This is a genomic window from Micromonospora fulviviridis (assembly GCF_014648395.1).
GTDB classification, from domain to species: domain Bacteria; phylum Actinomycetota; class Actinomycetes; order Mycobacteriales; family Micromonosporaceae; genus Micromonospora; species Micromonospora fulviviridis.
The window spans coordinates 151,038-168,309 of sequence record NZ_BMRA01000001.1; the positions used below are offsets into that span (position 1 = coordinate 151,038).

At 73.4% G+C, this 17,272-nt stretch carries 14 protein-coding genes; 10 read left to right on the forward strand and 4 right to left on the reverse strand.

The genetic code is table 11. The features are described from left to right. Positions 1–6: 6 nt before the first annotated feature. The gene (locus tag IEY96_RS00690) at positions 7–2,169 is read right to left on the reverse strand and encodes an Agd3-related carbohydrate deacetylase (protein WP_189192853.1); all 2,163 of its coding nucleotides are present in this window, start codon (positions 2,167–2,169) and stop codon (positions 7–9) included. A gap of 196 nt (positions 2,170–2,365) precedes the next feature. Next, positions 2,366–3,292, reverse strand: a complete 927-nt coding sequence (locus IEY96_RS00695) for a spherulation-specific family 4 protein (RefSeq protein WP_189192854.1) — start codon at positions 3,290–3,292, stop codon at positions 2,366–2,368. 260 nt (positions 3,293–3,552) lie between these two features. On the opposite strand from IEY96_RS00695, the gene msrA reads away from it, so the two are divergent. From msrA to IEY96_RS00730, 7 genes are all read left to right on the forward strand, one after another. Further along, entirely contained in the window at positions 3,553–4,215 is a 663-nt protein-coding gene (gene msrA / locus IEY96_RS00700; protein WP_189192855.1) for a peptide-methionine (S)-S-oxide reductase MsrA, read from the forward strand. A gap of 204 nt (positions 4,216–4,419) precedes the next feature. After that, positions 4,420–6,204 carry an N-acetylglutaminylglutamine amidotransferase gene (locus tag IEY96_RS00705; protein ID WP_189192856.1) on the forward strand — a complete coding sequence of 595 codons (1,785 nt, stop codon included), beginning with the start codon at positions 4,420–4,422 and terminating at the stop codon, positions 6,202–6,204. A 2-nt stretch (positions 6,205–6,206) separates the two neighbouring features. Beyond that, on the forward strand, positions 6,207–8,033 hold the full coding sequence (gene ngg / locus IEY96_RS00710) for an N-acetylglutaminylglutamine synthetase (RefSeq protein WP_189192857.1): 1,827 nt from the start codon (positions 6,207–6,209) through the stop codon (positions 8,031–8,033). Then, a complete protein-coding gene (locus IEY96_RS00715; RefSeq protein WP_189192858.1) occupies positions 8,030–9,205 on the forward strand; it encodes an osmoprotectant NAGGN system M42 family peptidase in 1,176 nt (391 codons plus the stop codon). Before ngg ends, IEY96_RS00715 begins: the two co-directional genes overlap by 4 nt. 327 nt (positions 9,206–9,532) lie before the next feature. Then, positions 9,533–10,462, forward strand: a complete 930-nt coding sequence (locus IEY96_RS00720) for a ribonuclease Z (protein WP_189192859.1) — start codon at positions 9,533–9,535, stop codon at positions 10,460–10,462. After that, positions 10,459–10,968, forward strand: coding sequence for a GNAT family N-acetyltransferase (locus IEY96_RS00725; RefSeq protein ID WP_189192860.1), 510 nt, complete (start codon positions 10,459–10,461; stop codon positions 10,966–10,968). Before IEY96_RS00720 ends, IEY96_RS00725 begins: the two co-directional genes overlap by 4 nt. A 44-nt stretch (positions 10,969–11,012) precedes the next feature. Then, positions 11,013–11,963 carry a S1C family serine protease gene (locus IEY96_RS00730; protein WP_189192861.1) on the forward strand — a complete coding sequence of 317 codons (951 nt, stop codon included), beginning with the start codon at positions 11,013–11,015 and terminating at the stop codon, positions 11,961–11,963. Positions 11,964–12,012: 49 nt separating this feature from the next. On the opposite strand, the gene IEY96_RS00735 is transcribed toward IEY96_RS00730, so the two are convergent. Together IEY96_RS00735 and IEY96_RS00740 are read right to left on the reverse strand one after the other, a co-directional pair. Next, complete coding sequence (locus IEY96_RS00735) at positions 12,013–13,383, reverse strand: cystathionine beta-synthase (RefSeq protein ID WP_189192862.1); 1,371 nt, start codon at positions 13,381–13,383, stop codon at positions 12,013–12,015. A gap of 76 nt (positions 13,384–13,459) precedes the next feature. Further along, positions 13,460–13,816 (reverse strand): YkvA family protein, encoded by a 357-nt coding sequence (locus tag IEY96_RS00740; RefSeq protein ID WP_189192863.1) that lies wholly within the window; start codon positions 13,814–13,816, stop codon positions 13,460–13,462. A gap of 139 nt (positions 13,817–13,955) precedes the next feature. Between IEY96_RS00740 and IEY96_RS00745 the strand changes: the two genes are divergently transcribed. From IEY96_RS00745 to IEY96_RS00755, 3 genes are all read left to right on the forward strand, one after another. Next, on the forward strand, positions 13,956–15,002 hold the full coding sequence (locus IEY96_RS00745; RefSeq protein ID WP_189192864.1) for an SGNH/GDSL hydrolase family protein: 1,047 nt from the start codon (positions 13,956–13,958) through the stop codon (positions 15,000–15,002). Positions 15,003–15,113: 111 nt separating this feature from the next. Then, positions 15,114–15,914 (forward strand): SGNH/GDSL hydrolase family protein, encoded by an 801-nt coding sequence (locus IEY96_RS00750; RefSeq protein ID WP_189192865.1) that lies wholly within the window; start codon positions 15,114–15,116, stop codon positions 15,912–15,914. A gap of 73 nt (positions 15,915–15,987) precedes the next feature. Next, the gene (locus tag IEY96_RS00755) at positions 15,988–17,250 is read left to right on the forward strand and encodes an acetyl-CoA C-acetyltransferase (protein ID WP_189192866.1); all 1,263 of its coding nucleotides are present in this window, start codon (positions 15,988–15,990) and stop codon (positions 17,248–17,250) included. Positions 17,251–17,272: the final 22 nt, after the last annotated feature.

Here is a 17,272-nt window from a genome sequence, read left to right on the forward strand (position 1 = left end):
CCACCCTCACGGCAGCGGACTCGCGGTGATCGCCACCGGCTGCCCGGCCGACAGGGTGACCGGCGCGGACACCTCGCTGCCGTACGTGGTGGCGTCGGCGGTGCGCGCCCCGCTGACCGTGACCGTGCCGGCCTGGGGCGAGCTCACGGTGACGGTGCCGGCCGCGCGGTCGAAGACCCCGTCGACCCCTGCCGCCAGCTGGGCGAAGTGGCCGTTGCGGCTGACCGACCGCTTGGCCAGGGCCGGCCAGTCGAGGTTGAGCACCGGCACCGCGTAGTACGAGCTGTACTTGCCGAGCACACTGTCGAGCCAGTCGGTGAGCAGCGTCCGGCCGCTGCCGTAGTCGCGCAGGTTGGCGATGTGGAAGGTGTGGGTGTAGAGCGAGCCGCTGCTCAGGTGGCTCATCGCCACGTCCGTCTCCGCCGAGATCACCTGGTTGTAGGTGAGGTTCGTCGGCCAGTAGGGGAACTTGCCGTTCGGCCCGTAGAAGGAGTTGTAGAAGGCGGTCTCCTCCGCCGGCGTCGTGCAGTGGTACGCGATGTTCGTCGGCCAGTCGGGCACCACCGTGAGGCTGGTGTCCAGCGGGTGCGTGACACCGCAGTTGAAGCACACCGGCCGGTGGCTCGGGAACGACATGTTGCCGTGCAGGTACTTCACGCCGAGGTCGTGCGCCGCCCGCAGGAACTCGGGGTTGGACGCGGTCAGGCCGAAGTCCGTGGGCGGGTCGGTGTCGTTGTTCGGGTCCGGGTTGTAGACGCCGAGTCCGGAGTACTCGCCGGTCTTGAGCACGCTGCCGTCCACCGGCAGGCCGAGCCGCTGGGCGACCGCGAGGTTGTCGGCGATCTCGGAGCGGCTCGTGGCGTAGTCGGTGAAGTTCATCTCCGGGTGGGTGAGCGTGTGGTTGATCCAGCGGAACGTGTTCGCCAGGCACCGGGTGGTGGCGGTGAGCTGCCCGACGCCGCCGTACGGGCTGCACCGGACACCGGCCCGCAGGTTCGCGTCGCCGCCGTTGTACGCCATCCCCAGGGTGAGCGAACCGGCCAGCGGGTACTTCTGGCGCAGCGCCTGCTGCCGCAGGGAGACGTTGTACGCGTCGTGCGCGGACATCTGGTAGCCCGGGTCGGACTCGATGTGGCCGTCCGGGTAGTAGTGATCCGCCGAGTTGAACCAGTCGTCGACGTCGACGTGCAGGTAGTGCCGCTGTTCGCCGAGGAAGAGGCCGCGGCTGGCCCACCGGAACAGGCCGTACACCAGCAGGTCGGACTGGAGCAGGTACTGGTTGGAGGTGAAGGTCAGCATCATCCGCTCGCGGCCGTCCGCGGACGGGCTGAGCACCCCCACGGTGTCGTTCCCGGCGGTCAGCAGCGGGGTGGCCGAGCAGTCCGGGCGCACCGCGGTGCGGTAGACGTACGACTCGACGACGGGGACCTGGGCGCTGGGCTTGAGGTAGTCGAAGACCCGGGCTCCGGCGGCCGTCAGCGCCGTCTTCAGCGGCGTGGCGCCGATCGCGCCCTCGCTCGCCGCCTGCAGGCAGTAGTCCTCCGGCCAGGTGCCGTGGCTGCCGTAGAGCACCGCCTGGCGCACCGCGTAGTCCCGCTCGTACGCCCACAGCACGTTCCACTCGTCGGCGTCGAGTCCACTGACGTACCCGCCGTTCTCGGCGTACAGCAGGCCGTTGCTGGTCAGCAGGATCGCGTCGTAGCGGCCGACGCCGTCCGCCCGGACCAGCGTGTCCGCGGTCAGCGGGGTGCTCCGGGTCAGCAGCACGTCGTAGGCGGCGCCGACCCGGTCCAGGGTCGACTTCCAGGTGGGCAGGCCGTAGTCGCTGTCGTCGACGGCGACGACGAGGGCCCGGAGCGCCACCTTGTCGGTCGCGGCCGCGGTCGCGGACGTGCTGCCGTCCGACGTGGCGCTCAGGGCCGACGGCCCCGCGGTGCCGGAGCCGGACAGCGCCGTCCGGCGCAGCGGCACCCGGCCCTGCTTGCGAGGCAGGGGCTGCGGATCGGCCACCGGCTGCCGCGCCGTCACGGGCGCCAGCCCCACGGCCGAGGGCGGCACCCGGTCCGGTCGGGCCGGCGCCGCGGAGCCCTGACCGACGAGCACCAGGCTCGTCGCCATCATCGCCGTGAGTGCGGCCGCCACCGACCGGGCGACTACAGAACGACCCACCACCGACCTCCAGCCGGGAAAAAGGACAAAGAATGACATGCCGCTACGAACCTCCCGGACGACATAGATGAATTCGCCTCGGCAGGCACTGGGGGAACCTAACAGGAGCAATCGGACTACGCGGGCAAAAGGTGCAAGAGATGGCGTTTTGCCTGGTCAATCAGTAAGTCCGCAGTGGAGCGCGATCATGGAGCGGTCAACGGGACGGGGTGTCCTCGGCCGGGGGCGTCACCGCACGACCGAATGCGGCCACCTGCTCGGCGCGCCAGTAGTCCCACGTGGGCATGGAGATCCACGGGTGACCGAGGCCGTCCACGGTGTGCTCACCGTCCGTGACATGGACGAAGCCGGCGTTGCGCCCCTTGCTGAGGGCGACGGCATGACGCATGCCGTCCGCGCCGGGGGCGGCGTAGACCAGGTGCCAGAACCGCTCGGCGGGCAGGTGCTTCTCCCAGCCGTCCGGCTGCCAGTTCAGGTAGTCCCGGTACGGCCCCTCGAAGGTGACGAGCGTGTCGGCGAGGCCCTGGTAGCACCGCTCGGTCGGCCGCCCGGGGTTCATGACCAGGTACGCGCCGGGGTGCCGGCCCCGGATGCGGGCCGCGACCTTCCGGTAGAGATCGACGTAGCGGTCGCGCGGGCCGCAGAGCGCTGTCGTCCGGTCCAGGAAGATCCCCTGGAGCCCGGCCACCCCGTACACCCGGTACCAGTCGTCGACGTCGTGCGTGATCTGCGCCGTCCAGGCGTCGACGTCGGAACGGCTCCGGCCGGGCCCGTCCGCCCGGGTCACCTGCCCCGGCCCACCGAAGGTCAGGCCGAAGTAGCCGGTGTCCACATAGCCGATCGGCCGGGTCCGGGCACGCCGCAGCATCGCGATCACGTCGCCCCAGTGCGGGTCGTACGGCAGTTCGGGCGCGCTGCGCGAGCCGTTCACGACCACGATGCCGGTGGCCGGGCTGCCCTGGGCCAGCCGCTCGAACATGGCCCGTCCGTCGGGCGTCGCGGGTGACCAGTAGGCCGGCACGCCGATCCGCTGCGGGGGCGGTTCCGGCCGCCCGCAGGCGCTGTTGAACGCCAGAGGCATCAGGAACACCGCCAGCACGCCGACCGTCGCGGCACGACTCACGCCACCGTCCGGAGAAGCTCGATTTCCGGTGCCGCAGACTGGGCCCGGGTCGGATCCACCGACTGAATGCTCAGTCAAGGTAGCGGGTCCTTCATGGAACAAGGGCGGCAAATAGGAAGTTTGTCCGGCCAGTTTCCGCGGCGTCGGCGCCGCCGGGACCGGCCGTCGCGACGCCGGAGCCTGCGATCGTCCCGGCCGGGTAAGGAAGCGGTGCACCGCGGTGTTGCACAGGCTGGGAAAGCCGAGAGAGGAGTCCCACCGTGTTCCTTCGCCGCATGAAGGCCGAAATGATCTCCCCCGACCAGGCCCTGCCGGGCCGCCCGATCGCGATGCCGATCGCCGACCGGCACGAGGTGCTGCCGTCCTCGCTGAAGGGCCCCTTCCCCGAGGGCGCGCAGGTCGCCGTCTTCGGGATGGGCTGTTTCTGGGGTGCCGAGCGGCTCTTCTGGACCCTCCCCGGCGTCATCACCACGTCGGCCGGCTACGCGGGTGGGTACACCACCAACCCGACGTACGAGGAGGTCTGCTCGGGGATGACCGGGCACGCCGAGGTGGTCCAGGTGGTCTACGACCCGTCGAAGATCAGCTACGAGGACCTGCTCAAGGTCTTCTGGGAGAACCACGACCCGACCCAGGGCATGCGCCAGGGCAACGACGTCGGCACGCAGTACCGGTCGGCGATCTACGCCACCACCGACGAGCAGCTGGCCACGGCGCAGGCCTCGCGCGACGCGTTCGCGCCGATCGTGGCGCGGGCCGGCAAGGGTGAGATCACCACGGAGATCGCCCGGCTCGGCGACTACTACTTCGCCGAGGACTACCACCAGCAGTACCTCGCGCCCACGAAGAACCCGAACGGGTACTGCAACCACGGCCCCAACGGGCTGAGCTGCCCGGTGGGCGTGGCGCGCACCGCCGGCTGACCGACCCGACGAGCGTTTCCCGGGCCTGCGGTGTTTGTCACATCGCGGGCCCGGCCCGATTCGGGCACCCGGCCCGCCCGGCCATCGGATCTTCACCCAGGCCAGCCGCCGGTTCGGCGCGGGCGCGCATCCTAGCAAAGACGTAACGCCCCCGACATCAGCTCAACAGGCGGACTGCAACAACCTCTGGCAGCATTGGCCGGCATGTGCGGACTGGCAGGAGAGTTCCGACGGGACGGATCGCGGGCCGACGTCGCGGCGGTGGAGCGGATGGCGGCCACCATGAGCGACCGGGGCCCGGACGACAGCGGGGTCTGGTCCCAGGGGCCGGTCGCCCTCGGCCACCGCCGCCTGAAGATCATCGACCTCTCGGCCGGCAGCGGCCAGCCGCTGGTCGACCCGGCCGCCGGGCTCACCGGCGTCTTCAACGGGTGCATCTACAACTACCGCGAGCTGCGCGAGGAGTTGCAGGCCAGGGGGCACCGCTTCTTCTCGGCCGGCGACAGCGAGGTCGTGGTCAAGGCGTACGCCGAGTGGGGGCTCGACTTCGTCGACCACCTGGTCGGCATGTTCGCCGTGGCGATCAGCGAGCGGGACACCGGCCGGCTGGTGCTGGCCCGGGACCGGCTCGGCATCAAGCCGCTCTACCTGGCCGAGAGCCCCGGCGTGGTGCGCTTCGCCTCGACCCTGCCGGCGCTGCTCGCGGGCGGTGGCGTCGACACCGGCATCGACCCCGTGGCGCTCGCCCACTACCTCAGCTTCCACAGCATCGTGCCGCCGCCGCGGACCATCCTGCGCGGCGTCGCCAAGCTCCCCCCGGCCACGGTCCGGGTGTACGAGCCGGACGGCACCACCCACGACCGGGTCTACTGGGACCCGTCCTTCACCCGCGCCCCGGAGCGCGCCGGCTGGTCGGAGCGGGACTGGCAGGACGCGCTGCTGGAGTCGCTGACCACCGCCGTCCGCCGCCGGATGGTGGCCGACGTGCCGGTGGGTGTGCTGCTCTCCGGCGGGCTCGACTCGAGCCTGGTGGTCGCGCTGCTGGCCGGCGAGGGGCAGTCCGGTCTGGCCACCTTCTCCATCGGCTTCGACGCGGTGGGCGGCCGGGAGGGCGACGAGTTCGTCTACTCCGACCTGGTGGCGAAGACCTTCGGCACCGACCACCACCAGCTCCGGGTGCCCACCGGCGACCTGCTGCCGCCGCTGGAGGCCGCCGTCGCCGCCATGAGCGAGCCCATGGTCAGCCATGACTGCGTGGCGTTCTGGCTGCTCAGCCAGGAGGTCGCGCGGCACGTCAAGGTGGTCCAGTCCGGCCAGGGCGCGGACGAGATCCTGGGCGGCTACCACTGGTACCCGCCGCTCGCCGGCGTCGACCGGGAGCGGGCGCTCGACACGTACGCGACGGCGTTCTTCGACCGCGACGCGGCCGGCCTGGCCCGGGTGCTCAACCCGGCGTGGCTGGCCGACGGCGACCCCGCGCGGGAGTTCGTGGCGGCCCACCTCGGCCGGCCCGGCGCGGCGACCGCGGTCGACGCCGGCCTGCGCATCGACACCCAGGTCATGCTCACCGACGACCCGGTCAAGCGGGTCGACAACATGACCATGGCGCACGGGCTGGAGGCCCGGGTGCCGTTCCTCGACCACGAGTTCGTCGAGCTGGCCGCGAGCTGCCCGCCGGAGCTGAAGCTGGCCCAGGGCGGCAAGGGCGTGCTCAAGGAGATCGGGCGGCGGGTCCTGCCGCACGAGGTCATCGACCGGCCGAAGGGCTACTTCCCCGTGCCGGGCCTCACCCACCTGGAGGACAAGCTGCTCGACCGGGTACGCGACGCGCTCACCGCGCCCGAGGCCCGCCGTCGAGACCTGTTCCGCGCCGACTACGTCGACGCGCTGCTCGCCGACCCGAACGCCGAACTGACCCCGTTGAACGGAAACAAGCTGTGGCAGCTGGGACTCCTGGAAATGTGGCTCCAGAGCCACGGAATCGACTGACCGTGAGCGACACCCTCGCGACCGGAACCGCACGTAGCGACCGGGAACGGGTGCTGGGCCGGCGCCGGGAGCGGGTCGGCCCGGGCGGCGACCCGGTGGCGCCCGGCACTCCCGAGCCGCGCCGGCGGCCCGTCGACAACTCCGGCGTCGTGCTGGACTGCGGCTGGGGCCGGCTGGTCTTCGGGCAGACCTTCACCGAGCAGGTCGAGGTCGCCGACGTGCTGCGCTCGGAGGCGGTCGGCGCCCGGGACATCTGCATCTACCTGCGGGACCCGCACGTGCTGGTCTCCCGCCTTCCCGACGAGCTGTTCATCGACCCGTCGCTGACCTACCGGCTGCCGCTGGGCGAGCACCGGCCGGCCGCCACCGAGGGCGGCGAGATCCCGGGGCTGACCGTCCGCCCGCTGCGCGACGCCGGCGACGCGGACGCGGTGAACCGGATCTACGCCCGCAACGGCATGGTCACGGCGCCCGTCGACGTGCTGGTCGACAACGCCGGCACCGACCGGTTCCTGCACCTGGTCGCGGAGGACGCCACCGGCGAGGTGGTCGGCACCATCACCGGGGTGGACCACGTCGCGGTCTTCGGCGACCCGGAGAACGGCGCCAGCCTCTGGTGCCTGACCGTGGACTTCAACACCGCGCCGCCCGGCACCGGCCAGGCGCTGCTCACCGCGCTGGCCGACCGGCTCGACGCGCGCGGCCGGGCGTACGTGGACCTGTCGGTGCTGGCCGAGAACTCGGGGGCGATCCGGCTCTACGAGCGGCTCGGCTTCCACCGCACCGGGACGCTCTGCGTGAAGCGGAAGAACCCGATCAACGAGCGGCTGTTCCTGCCCGCCATGCCGGCGGGGTACGACGAGCTGAACCCGTACGCGAAGATCGTCGCGGACGAGGCCATGCGGCGGGGCATCCGGGTCGAGGTGACCGACCCGCGCTGGGGTGGGCTGCGGCTGACCAGCGGCGGCCGGACCGTGCACACCCGCGAGTCCCTCTCCGAGCTGACCTCGGCGGTGGCGATGAGCCGCTGCGACGACAAGCGGGTGACCCGGCGCATCCTCACCGAGGCCGGGCTGTCGGTGCCGCGCGGCCGCACCGCCACGGGCGACGCCGACGACCTGGCGTTCCTGGCCGATGTCGGGCCGGTGGTGGTCAAGCCGGCCCGGGGCGAGCAGGGCAACGGCATCACGGTCGGGGTCCGCACGCCGGAGGCGCTGACCGCGGCGGTCGAGCTGGCCCGCCGGTTCTGCCCGGACGTGCTGATCGAGCAGCTGCGGGAGGGCGAGGACCTCCGGGTGGTCGTCATCGACCACGAGGTGGTGGCCGCGGCGGTCCGCCGGCCCGCGCAGATCACCGGGGACGGGGTGCACGACGTCACCGAACTGATCGAGCGGCAGAGCCGCCGCCGCGCCGCCGCCACCGGCGGGGAGTCCCGGATCCCGATCGACGACATGACCCGCGAGGTGGTGGCCGAGGCCGGTTACCGCATGCACGACGTGCTCCCCGAGGGGCAGGTGCTGGCGGTCCGCCGGACCGCGAACCTGCACACCGGCGGCACCATCCACGACGTGACCGCCGAGCTGCACCCGGCCATCGCCGAGGCCTGCGTGACGGCCAGCCGGGCGCTGGACATCCCGGTCACCGGGCTGGACCTGCTGGTCCCGGCCGCCGACCGGCCGGAGCACGTGTTCATCGAGGCGAACGAGCGGCCCGGCCTGGCCAACCACGAGCCGCAGCCGACCGCCGAACGCTTCGTCGACCTGCTCTTCCCGGGCACCCGGGCGCCGCAGCGGCTCTGGTCGCCGGCCGGCACGGGAGGGGCGGCGTGAGCCCGAAGCCGCTGGAGCTCGACCTCGACTACCTGCGCCAGGTGCTGGTGGAGCTGCTGGAGATCCCCAGCCCGTCGGGGCGTACCGACCACATCCAGCAGTACGTGGGCGAGCGGCTCTCCGCGCTCGGCATCACCTCGACGCTGACCCGGCGCGGGGCGCTGAGCGCCTGCCTGCCCGGGCCGCGGCAGACCGGCGCCGACCGGGCGATCGTGGTGCACACCGACACCATCGGCGGCATGGTGAAGCGGCTCAAGGAGAACGGCCGGCTCGAGGTGAAGCCGATCGGCACGCACAGCGCCCGGTTCGCCGAGGGCGCCCACGTGCGGATCTTCACCGACGACCTGGACCGGGTGGTCACCGGCCAGGTGCTGCCGCTGAAGGCCAGCGGGCACCGCTACAACGAGGGCGTCGACCTCCAGGGCGTCGGCTGGGAGCTGGTCGAGGTCCGGGTCGACGAGCCGGTCGCCGACGAGGCCGGGCTCCGGGCGCTCGGCGTCGACGCCGGGGACTTCGTCGCGCTGCTGGCCAACCCGACGATCACCCCGAGCGGGTACGTCAAGTCCCGGCACCTGGACGACAAGGCCGGTGTGGCCGCGGTGCTGACCGCGTTCAAGGCGATGGTCGACGCGGGCGTCACCCCGGCGGTCACCGCGCACCTGCTGGTCACGGTCACCGAGGAGATCGGGCACGGGGCCAGCCACGGCCTCGATCCCGACGTCGCGGAGATCGTCTCGGTGGACGCCGCGGTGGTCGCCCCGGGCCAGCAGTCCCGGGAGGACGCCGCCACCCTGGCCATGGGCGACGGGGTGGGCCCGTTCGACTACCACCTCACCCGGCACCTGGCCGCGGTCGCCCGGGAGCACGGCGTCGACCTGGTCCGGGACGTCTTCGACTACTACCGCTCGGACGTGGCGGCGGCGGTCGAGGCGGGCGCGCACGCCCGGGTGGCGCTGCTCGGCTTCGGGGTGGACGCCACCCACGGTCACGAGCGCACCCACCTCGACGGGCTGCGGCACCTCGCCCAACTGCTCTGCCTCTACCTCCAGAAGCCGCTGGTCTTCCCCGAGTGGGACGCCGAGCCCGAGGGCGACCTGGCCGACTTCCCGTCACTGGCCGTCCAGCCCGCCTCCGAGGAGGGCCCCCGCGAGGGCCCGATCGGCGTGGAGTGACGCCGCGGCCGATTCCCGCTCGGGCCTGTGATCGAAATCCGTTGCCGGGCTCGGCGGGAAGTCGATAGCGTGGCGGTACACGGGAAAGGAGGTGGTCCAGACTTGTATAGCAATCGGACTCGTGAGGTGGCTGTCCGCTAGCCGCTGTCCTCGACAGTGAAATCCCGTCCGCCGCGAGGCGGGCACCTGCACCATCGTCGAGACCGTGTGGCAGCGGTGCGGCGAAACCACGACAGCCACCCGACCCCCGGGGTGCCGGCCCAGTCCAGCCGGCCCGCGCGCGAGCGCGGAAGCCCCGGGGGTCGCTTCATATCCGAAAGGGTCAGCGTGTCGATGCGCGAGCTGGTGATCCTCGGCACGGCGAGCCAGGCGCCCACCCGGCACCGCAACCACAACGGCTACCTGCTGCGCTGGGACGACGAGGTGCTGCTCTTCGACCCCGGCGAGGGCAGCCAGCGGCAGATGCTGCACACCGGGATCTCCGCCACCGACCTGACCCGGATCTGCGTCACCCACTTCCACGGCGACCACTGCCTGGGCCTGCCCGGCATGATCCAGCGGCTCTCCCTGGACCGGGTCCCGCACCCGGTGGCCGTGCACTTCCCCGCCGGGGCCGCCGAATACTTCGACCGGCTGCGCCACGCGTCGAGCTTCTACGAGACCGCCGAGCTGGCCGTCGAGCCGATCGAGTCGGACGGGCAGCGGATCACGCTGGGCATCGGCACGCTGGAGGCCCGCCGGCTGCGCCACCCCATCGAGACGTACGGCTACCGGCTCGTCGAGCCGGACGGCTGCCGGATGCTGCCGGAGAAGCTGTCCGCGTACGGCATCGCCGGCCCGGCCGTCGGTCAGCTCCTGCGCGACGGCCACCTGGACGTGGACGGGCGCCGCGTCACCCGGGACGAGGTGAGCGTGACCCGACCGGGGCAGCGGTTCGCCTTCGTCATGGACACCGGGCTCTGCGACGGGGTGTGGGCCCTGGCCGAGCACGCCGACCTGCTGGTCATCGAGTCGACCTTCCTGGAGCCGGAGGCCGCCCTCGCCGCCGAGGTCGGCCACCTCACCGCCCGCCAGGCCGCGCGGGTGGCGGCCGAGTCGGGGGTACGCACGCTCGTGCTCACCCACTTCTCCCAGCGGTACGCGGACCCGCGCCGCTTCGCCGACGAGGCCCGCGCGCACTTCGCCGGGGAGCTGGTGATCGCCGAGGACCTGATGACGGTTCCGGTGCCACCCCGGCGGGTAGCCTCGGCCGGGTGACGATCTCCCTACGCCCCGCCACCGAGGCCGACCTCATGGCGGTCGGTGCCCTGCACCAGCGGTCCCGGGTCGCGGCGTACTCGTCGTTCCTGTCGGCGGACGCGCTGGCAGAGCCGACCCCGGAGGCGATGGGCCGGTACTGGACGGAACGGGTGACCTGGGAGGGCGCGGACCACCGGATGACCGTGGCCGAGCGGGACGGGCGGCTCGTCGGCTTCAGTTACCTGGGCCCGGACGACGAGGGCGACCCGGCCACCGGCCTGCTCAACGCCATCCACCTGGAGCCGGCCGAGCGGGGCCGGGGCACCGGCCGGGCGCTCATGCTCGACGCCCTCGACGCCATGCGGGCCCGCGGCTGGTCCCGGGGGGCGCTCTGGGTGCTCCGGGAGAACGCGACCGCCCGCCGGTTCTACGAGCGCGGCGGCTGGACCGCCACGGGCGAGCAGCGCGACGACGTCATCGGCACCACCGTCGTCCCCCAGCTCCGCTACGCCCGTTCGCTCTGAGCGGATCGGGGCATGGGCGTCGATGCCGGCGCGTTGGCACCGGCATGGACACCGAGCACACAGAGCGGGCGGAGGACGCCGCGCTCGACGCGTACTCCCGGGTGGTGACGGGCGTGGCCGCCCGGGTGCTGCCCAGCGTGGCCGCCCTGTCGGTGCGGACCCCGCGCGGCGCCGGCGCCGGCTCCGCCGTGGTGATCGGCCCGGACGGGCTGCTGCTCACCAGCGCCCACGTGGTGCAGGGCGCCCGGGACGGGTCGGCCGCCTTCGGCGACGGCACCGAGACCGGGTTCCGGGTGGTCGGCGCCGACCCGCTCTCCGACCTGGCGGTGCTGCGGGCGGAGCGGGTCACCGTCGCGCCCGTGGAGCTGGGCGACGCGGACCGGCTGCGGATCGGCCAGCTGGTGGTCGCCGTCGGCAACCCGATGGGGCTGGCCGGCTCGGTCACCGCCGGGGTGGTCTCCGGGCTGGGCCGGTCGCTGCCGGCCCGGGACGGGCGGGTCGTCCGCCTCATCGAGGACGTCATCCAGACCGACGCGGCGCTGAACCCGGGCAACTCCGGCGGGGCGCTGGCCGACTCGGCCGGCCGGGTGGTCGGGGTCAACACGGCGGTCGCCGGGTACGGCCTCGGGCTGGCCGTGCCGGTCAACGCCACCACCCGGCAGATCATCGCCGACCTCACCACCGACGGCCGGGTCCGCCGGGCCTGGCTGGGCGTGGCCGGGGTGCCGGTGCCGCTGCCACCGGAGATCACCGCCCGGACGGGGCAGCGGCGCGGGCTGCGGGTGGTCGAGGTGGTGCCGGGCAGCCCCGCCGGGATGGCGGGGCTCTACCTCGGCGACGTGATCGTGGCGGCCGGTGGCCGACCGGTGCAGGACGGCCAGGGCTTGCAACGGCTGATGCTCGGTCCGGCGATCGGCGCCCGCCTTCCCGTCACGGTGCTGCGCAAGGGGGCGTACGTCGACGTGGTGGCCGTCCCGACCGAGCTGAGCCGCTGACGCGACGAGGGCCGCACCCGCCGGGGTGCGGCCCTCGTTGCCTGACGAGTCAGCGCGCGCCGAGGTGGGCGAGCAGGTCCTGCCGGGTCAGCACGCCCTTGGGCTTGCCGTCGACCAGCACCAGCGCGGCGTCGGCCTTCTCCAGCAACGCGACCGCCTCGCTCACCGGCTGGCCGCCGCCGATCATGGGCAGCGGGTCGGTCATGTGCCGCTCGATCGTGTCGTGCAGGTGGGCCTGGCCGGTGAAGAGCGCGTCGAGCAGGTCCTTCTCGGCGATCGAGCCGGCGACCTCACCGGTCACCACCGGCGGCTCGGCCTTGAGCACCGGCAGCTGGGAGACGCCGTACTCCCGCATGTAGTCGATCGCGTCGCGGACCGTCTCGGTCGGGTGGACGTGCACCAGCTCGGGCAGGCCGCCCGGCTTGCCGGCGAGCGCGTCGGCAACGGTCGGCTCGGTGCCCGAGTTGTCGAGGAAGCCGTACCGGGCCATCCAGGTGTCGTTGAAGATCTTCGACAGGTAGCCCTTGCCGCTGTCCGGCAGGAGCACCACGATCACGTCGTCCGGGCCGGCCTTGCGGGCCACCTCCAGGGCGGCCACCACGGCCATGCCGCAGGAGCCGCCGACCAGCAGCCCCTCCTCGCGGGCCAGCCGCCGGGTCATCTCGAAGGACTGCTTGTCCGAGACCTCGACGATCTCGTCGGCCACGGTGCGGTCGTAGGTCTCCGGCCAGAAGTCCTCACCGACGCCCTCGACCAGGTAGGGCCGGCCGGTGCCGCCGGAGTAGACCGAGCCCTCCGGGTCCGCGCCGACCACCCGGACCCGCCCGTCGGACGCCTCCTTCAGGTAGCGGCCGATGCCGGAGATGGTGCCGCCGGTGCCCACGCCCGCCACGAAGTGGGTGAGCCGCCCCTCGGTCTGCTTCCAGATCTCCGGGCCGGTGGTCTCGTAGTGCGAGCGCGGGTTGGCCGGGTTGCTGTACTGGTTGGGCTTCCAGGCGCCGGGGATCTCCCGGGCCAGCCGGTCGGAGACGTTGTAGTAGGAGCGCGGGTCCTCCGGCGCCACGGCGGTCGGGCAGACCACCACCTCGGCGCCGTACGCCCGCAGCACGTCCTGCTTGTCCTGGCTGACCTTGTCGGGGCAGACGAAGACGCACTTGTAGCCCTTGAGCTGGGCGACGAGGGCCAGCCCGACGCCGGTGTTGCCGCTGGTCGGCTCGACGATCGTGCCGCCCGGCCGGAGCAGGCCCGCCTTCTCGGCGTCCTCGACCATCCGCAGCGCGATCCGGTCCTTCACCGAACCGCCCGGGTTGACGTACTCCACCTTCGCCAGCACGGTCGCCTGGATGCCCTCGGTGACGTTGCGCAGGCGGACCAGCGGGGTGTTGCCGATCAGCTCGACCACGTTGTCGTAGTACTGCACCTCGTTGTGCCCTTCGTCGCGCCGCCGTCGTGGGGCGGCCGGTAAGTCGTCAGTTCGTCGCCCAGGGTACGTGCCGTCAGGGCGCCACATGCCCCGGGATGACGGACCTGCGACGTGCCTCCCACTCCAGGAAGCGGTCGGTCTCGGCGAGCACGCTGCCGGCCAGCCAGGTGACCATCACGGCGTCGTCGGCCAGGCCGAAGATCGCCAGCGGGATCTCCGGCAGCAGGTCGATCGGCGAGACGATGTACGCCGTCGCCCCGGCCATGAGGGCCAGCCGCAGGCCGCCGTCGTACTCGCCCCGGGCGGTGGCCCGGATCATCCGGGGCAGCGCCGCCAGCCGGGCGCCCAGCGACGGGCCACCCCGCGCCCCGGCCGCCAGCGCCCGGGCCAACGCCGTGAAGGCCGCGCTCCGCTTCAGTGTCTTCGCCATCTCCTCGCCCCTCTCCGCTCGATCAGGGTGCGGTCCCGGCGCAAGCCCGCCCCTCCCGTACCGGTACCCGGAACGGTCGCGTTCCAGCCGTGACGATCACGGGAGAGCGGGTGTCGTATCGGCGCGATAATGTCGGTGCATGGGGGACGCTGGTTCCGTCGCGCCGGGCGGCTGGCAGCGCGCCCGGCGGATCGCCCGCCTGACGGCGATCGGCACGGGCGCCACGGTGGCGGCCACCGTCGCCACGGGCGGGGTGCTGCTCGGGCAGGCCCGCCAGGCCCGGCGCACCATCCCGATGGCCGAGGCGCCCCCGCCCCGCTGCGACGGCGTCTACGGGGCGAAGCTGCCCGGGCCGCCGGTCACCATGGTGATCCTCGGTGACTCCTCCGCCGCCGGCTACGGCGTGCACCGCCGCCGGGAGACCCCGGGCGCGCTGCTGGCCACCGGGCTGTCCCGCCGGTTGCACCGGCCGGTCCGGCTGCACCGGTTCGCCGTGGTGGGCGCCCTGTCCGCCGGGCTGAAGCCGCAGGTCGAGTCGGCCCTGGAGGTCGAACCGGACATCGCGGTCGTCCTGGTCGGCGGCAACGACGTCACCAACCGCACCCCGCTCTCGGTGGCCGTGCGCTACCTGGTCGACGCGGTCCGCACGCTGCGGGCCGCCGGCTGCGAGGTGGTCGTCGGCACCTGCCCCGACCTGGGCGCGATCCGGCCGATCCAGCCGCCGCTGCGCTGGCTGGCCCGGCGTTGGAGCCGCCAGCTCGCCGCCGCCCAGACGGTGGCGGTGGTCGAGGCGGGCGGCTGGACGGTCTCCCTCGGCGACCTGCTCGGCCCGCGGTTCGCCGCCGAGCCGACCCGGATGTTCGCCTGGGACCGGTTCCACCCGTCCGCCGAGGGGTACGCGGTCGCGGCGGCGGCGCTGCTGCCCACCGTGCTCTCGGCGTTGGGCGCCGGTCAGGAACGCCGGCCGTCGCTGGCCGGGGCGGAGGGCGTGCGGTCGCTGCCCGAGGCGGCCCACGAGGCGGCCCGGCACGCGGGCACCGAGGTCAGCGGCACCGAGGTCCGGGGCCGCGAGCGCGGGCCCGGTGGGCGCTGGGCGCAGCTTCGGCGGCGGGCCTTCTTCGGTGTCGGCGCGGTGCCGCAGTCCGGTGCCGCAGCCGACCCGGCCCAGCTGGAGGGACTGGCATGAGCGGGGCGGCGGGGGCATCATCAGCAGGCACAACGTGTGCCATGCTCATGTCGACGCCGTTCGCCACGAGCAGACCGGCCCGCGGGCCGTGGGAGCTGGGGAGGTGTCGTCATGACCGAGCGTAACGAGCTCGCGGTCCGGCTCGGCCGGGCCGCCGCGCTCTCCCTGCTCGCCGGCACGGTGGGCGGGGCGGCGGTCCTCGCCGGCCAGGCCATCGCCGCCCGCAGCCGGGAATACGCCCAGCCCGAGCTGGGCCTCGCGCTGCGCGCCACGGTCGGCCGGCCGGACGCTCCGCCGCTGCGGCTGGTGCTGCTCGGCGACTCGTCGGCGCTCGGCGTCGGCGTCGAACGCTTCGAGGAGACCATCGGCGGCCAGCTCGCCCACCTGCTGGCCGAGGGACCCACCGGCCGGCGGGTGCACCTGTCCAGCGTGGGGGTCTCCGGTTCCCGCTCCACCGACCTGGCCACCCAGGTGGCCCGGGCGCTGCTCGGCGAGCGGCCCGACGTGGCGGTGATCCTGATCGGGGCGAACGACGCCACCGGGCTGGCCCGTCCCGCCGACGCGGCGGCCTACCTCGGCTCGGCGGTGCGCCGGCTACGCGAGGCGCACGTCGAGGTGGTCGTGGGCACCTGCCCCGACCTCGGCGCGGTGCGCGCGGTCGCGTCCCCGCTGCGGCAGGTGCTCGGCTGGTCGGGGCGGCGGATGGCGCGCGCCCAGACGGCCGCCGTGCTCGACGCCGGCGGCGGGGTCGTCGACCTCGGCACCGAGACCGGGCCGGTGTTCCGGGCGGATGCCGGCACTCTCTGCCACGACGGCTTCCACCCCTCCGCCGACGGCTACCGGGTCTGGGCGCACGCGCTGCTCCCGGCGGTCGAGGCGGCCGCCGCGGTCGCCTACCGGCACCACCACTGAGCGCCGGCGGGGTGACATTTCCCGCCCGCTGAGCGGCTTCCGCCACAAGTTACCGGCGGGTTAACGTTGGTTCATGCCGATTGAGTCGCCCCGCGACGCCGTCATCGTCGCCACCGCCCGGTCCCCCATCGGCCGCGCGTTCAAGGGTTCCCTGCGGGAGGTCCGCCCGGACGACCTCGCCGCCACCATCGTCCAGGCCGCCCTCGACAAGGTCCCGGCGCTCGATCCCACCACCATCGACGACCTCTACCTGGGTTGCGGCCTGCCCGGCGGCGAGCAGGGCTTCAACATGGCCCGGGTGGTCGCCACCCTGCTGGGCCTGGACGGCCTGCCGGGCGCCACGCTGACCCGCTACTGCGCCTCCTCGCTCCAGACCACCCGGATGGCGATGCACGCGATCCGGGCGGGCGAGGGCGACGTCTTCATCTCCGCCGGCGTCGAGACCGTCTCCCGGTACGCGCGGGGCAACTCGGACACCCTGCCGCCCGAGGCGCAGGCGCTGGTCGGCGGCGGGTGGGAGAACCCGCGCTTCGCGGCCGCGCGGGAGCGCTCCGCGGCCCGGGCGCAGGGCGGCGCCGAGGTGTGGACCGACCCGCGCGAGGACGGCCAGCTCCCCGACATCTACCTGACCATGGGCCAGACGGCGGAGAACCTCGCCCAGGTCCACGACGTCACCCGCGCCGACATGGACGCGTTCGGCGTGCGCAGCCAGAACCTCGCCGAGAAGGCGATCGCGGACGGCTTCTGGGCCCGCGAGATCACCCCGGTCACCACGCCGGACGGCACCGTGGTGAGCACGGACGACGGCCCGCGCCCCGGGGTGACCCTGGAGGCGGTGGCCGGCCTGAAGCCGGTCTTCCGCCCGGACGGCCGGATCACCGCCGGCAACTGCTGCCCGCTCAACGACGGCGCCGCCGCCGTGGTGGTCATGAGCGCCGAGCGGGCGCGGGAGCTGGGGCTCACCCCGCTGGCCCGGATCGTCTCGACCGGCGTCACCGCGCTGTCGCCGGAGATCATGGGCCTGGGCCCGGTCGAGGCGTCCAGGCAGGCGCTGAAGCGGGCCGGCATGACCATCGACGACGTCGACCTGGTCGAGATCAACGAGGCGTTCGCCGCCCAGGTGATCCCGTCGTACCGGCAGCTCGGCATCCCGGAGGAGAAGCTGAACGTGATGGGCGGCGCGATCGCCGTCGGCCACCCGTTCGGCATGTCCGGCGCCCGGATCACCGGCACCCTGCTCAACGCGCTGGAGTGGCACGACAAGACCATCGGTCTGGAGACCATGTGCGTCGGCGGCGGCCAGGGCATGGCCATGGTGCTCGAACGCCTGAACTGAGGTCGATTCACCGGACCAGGAG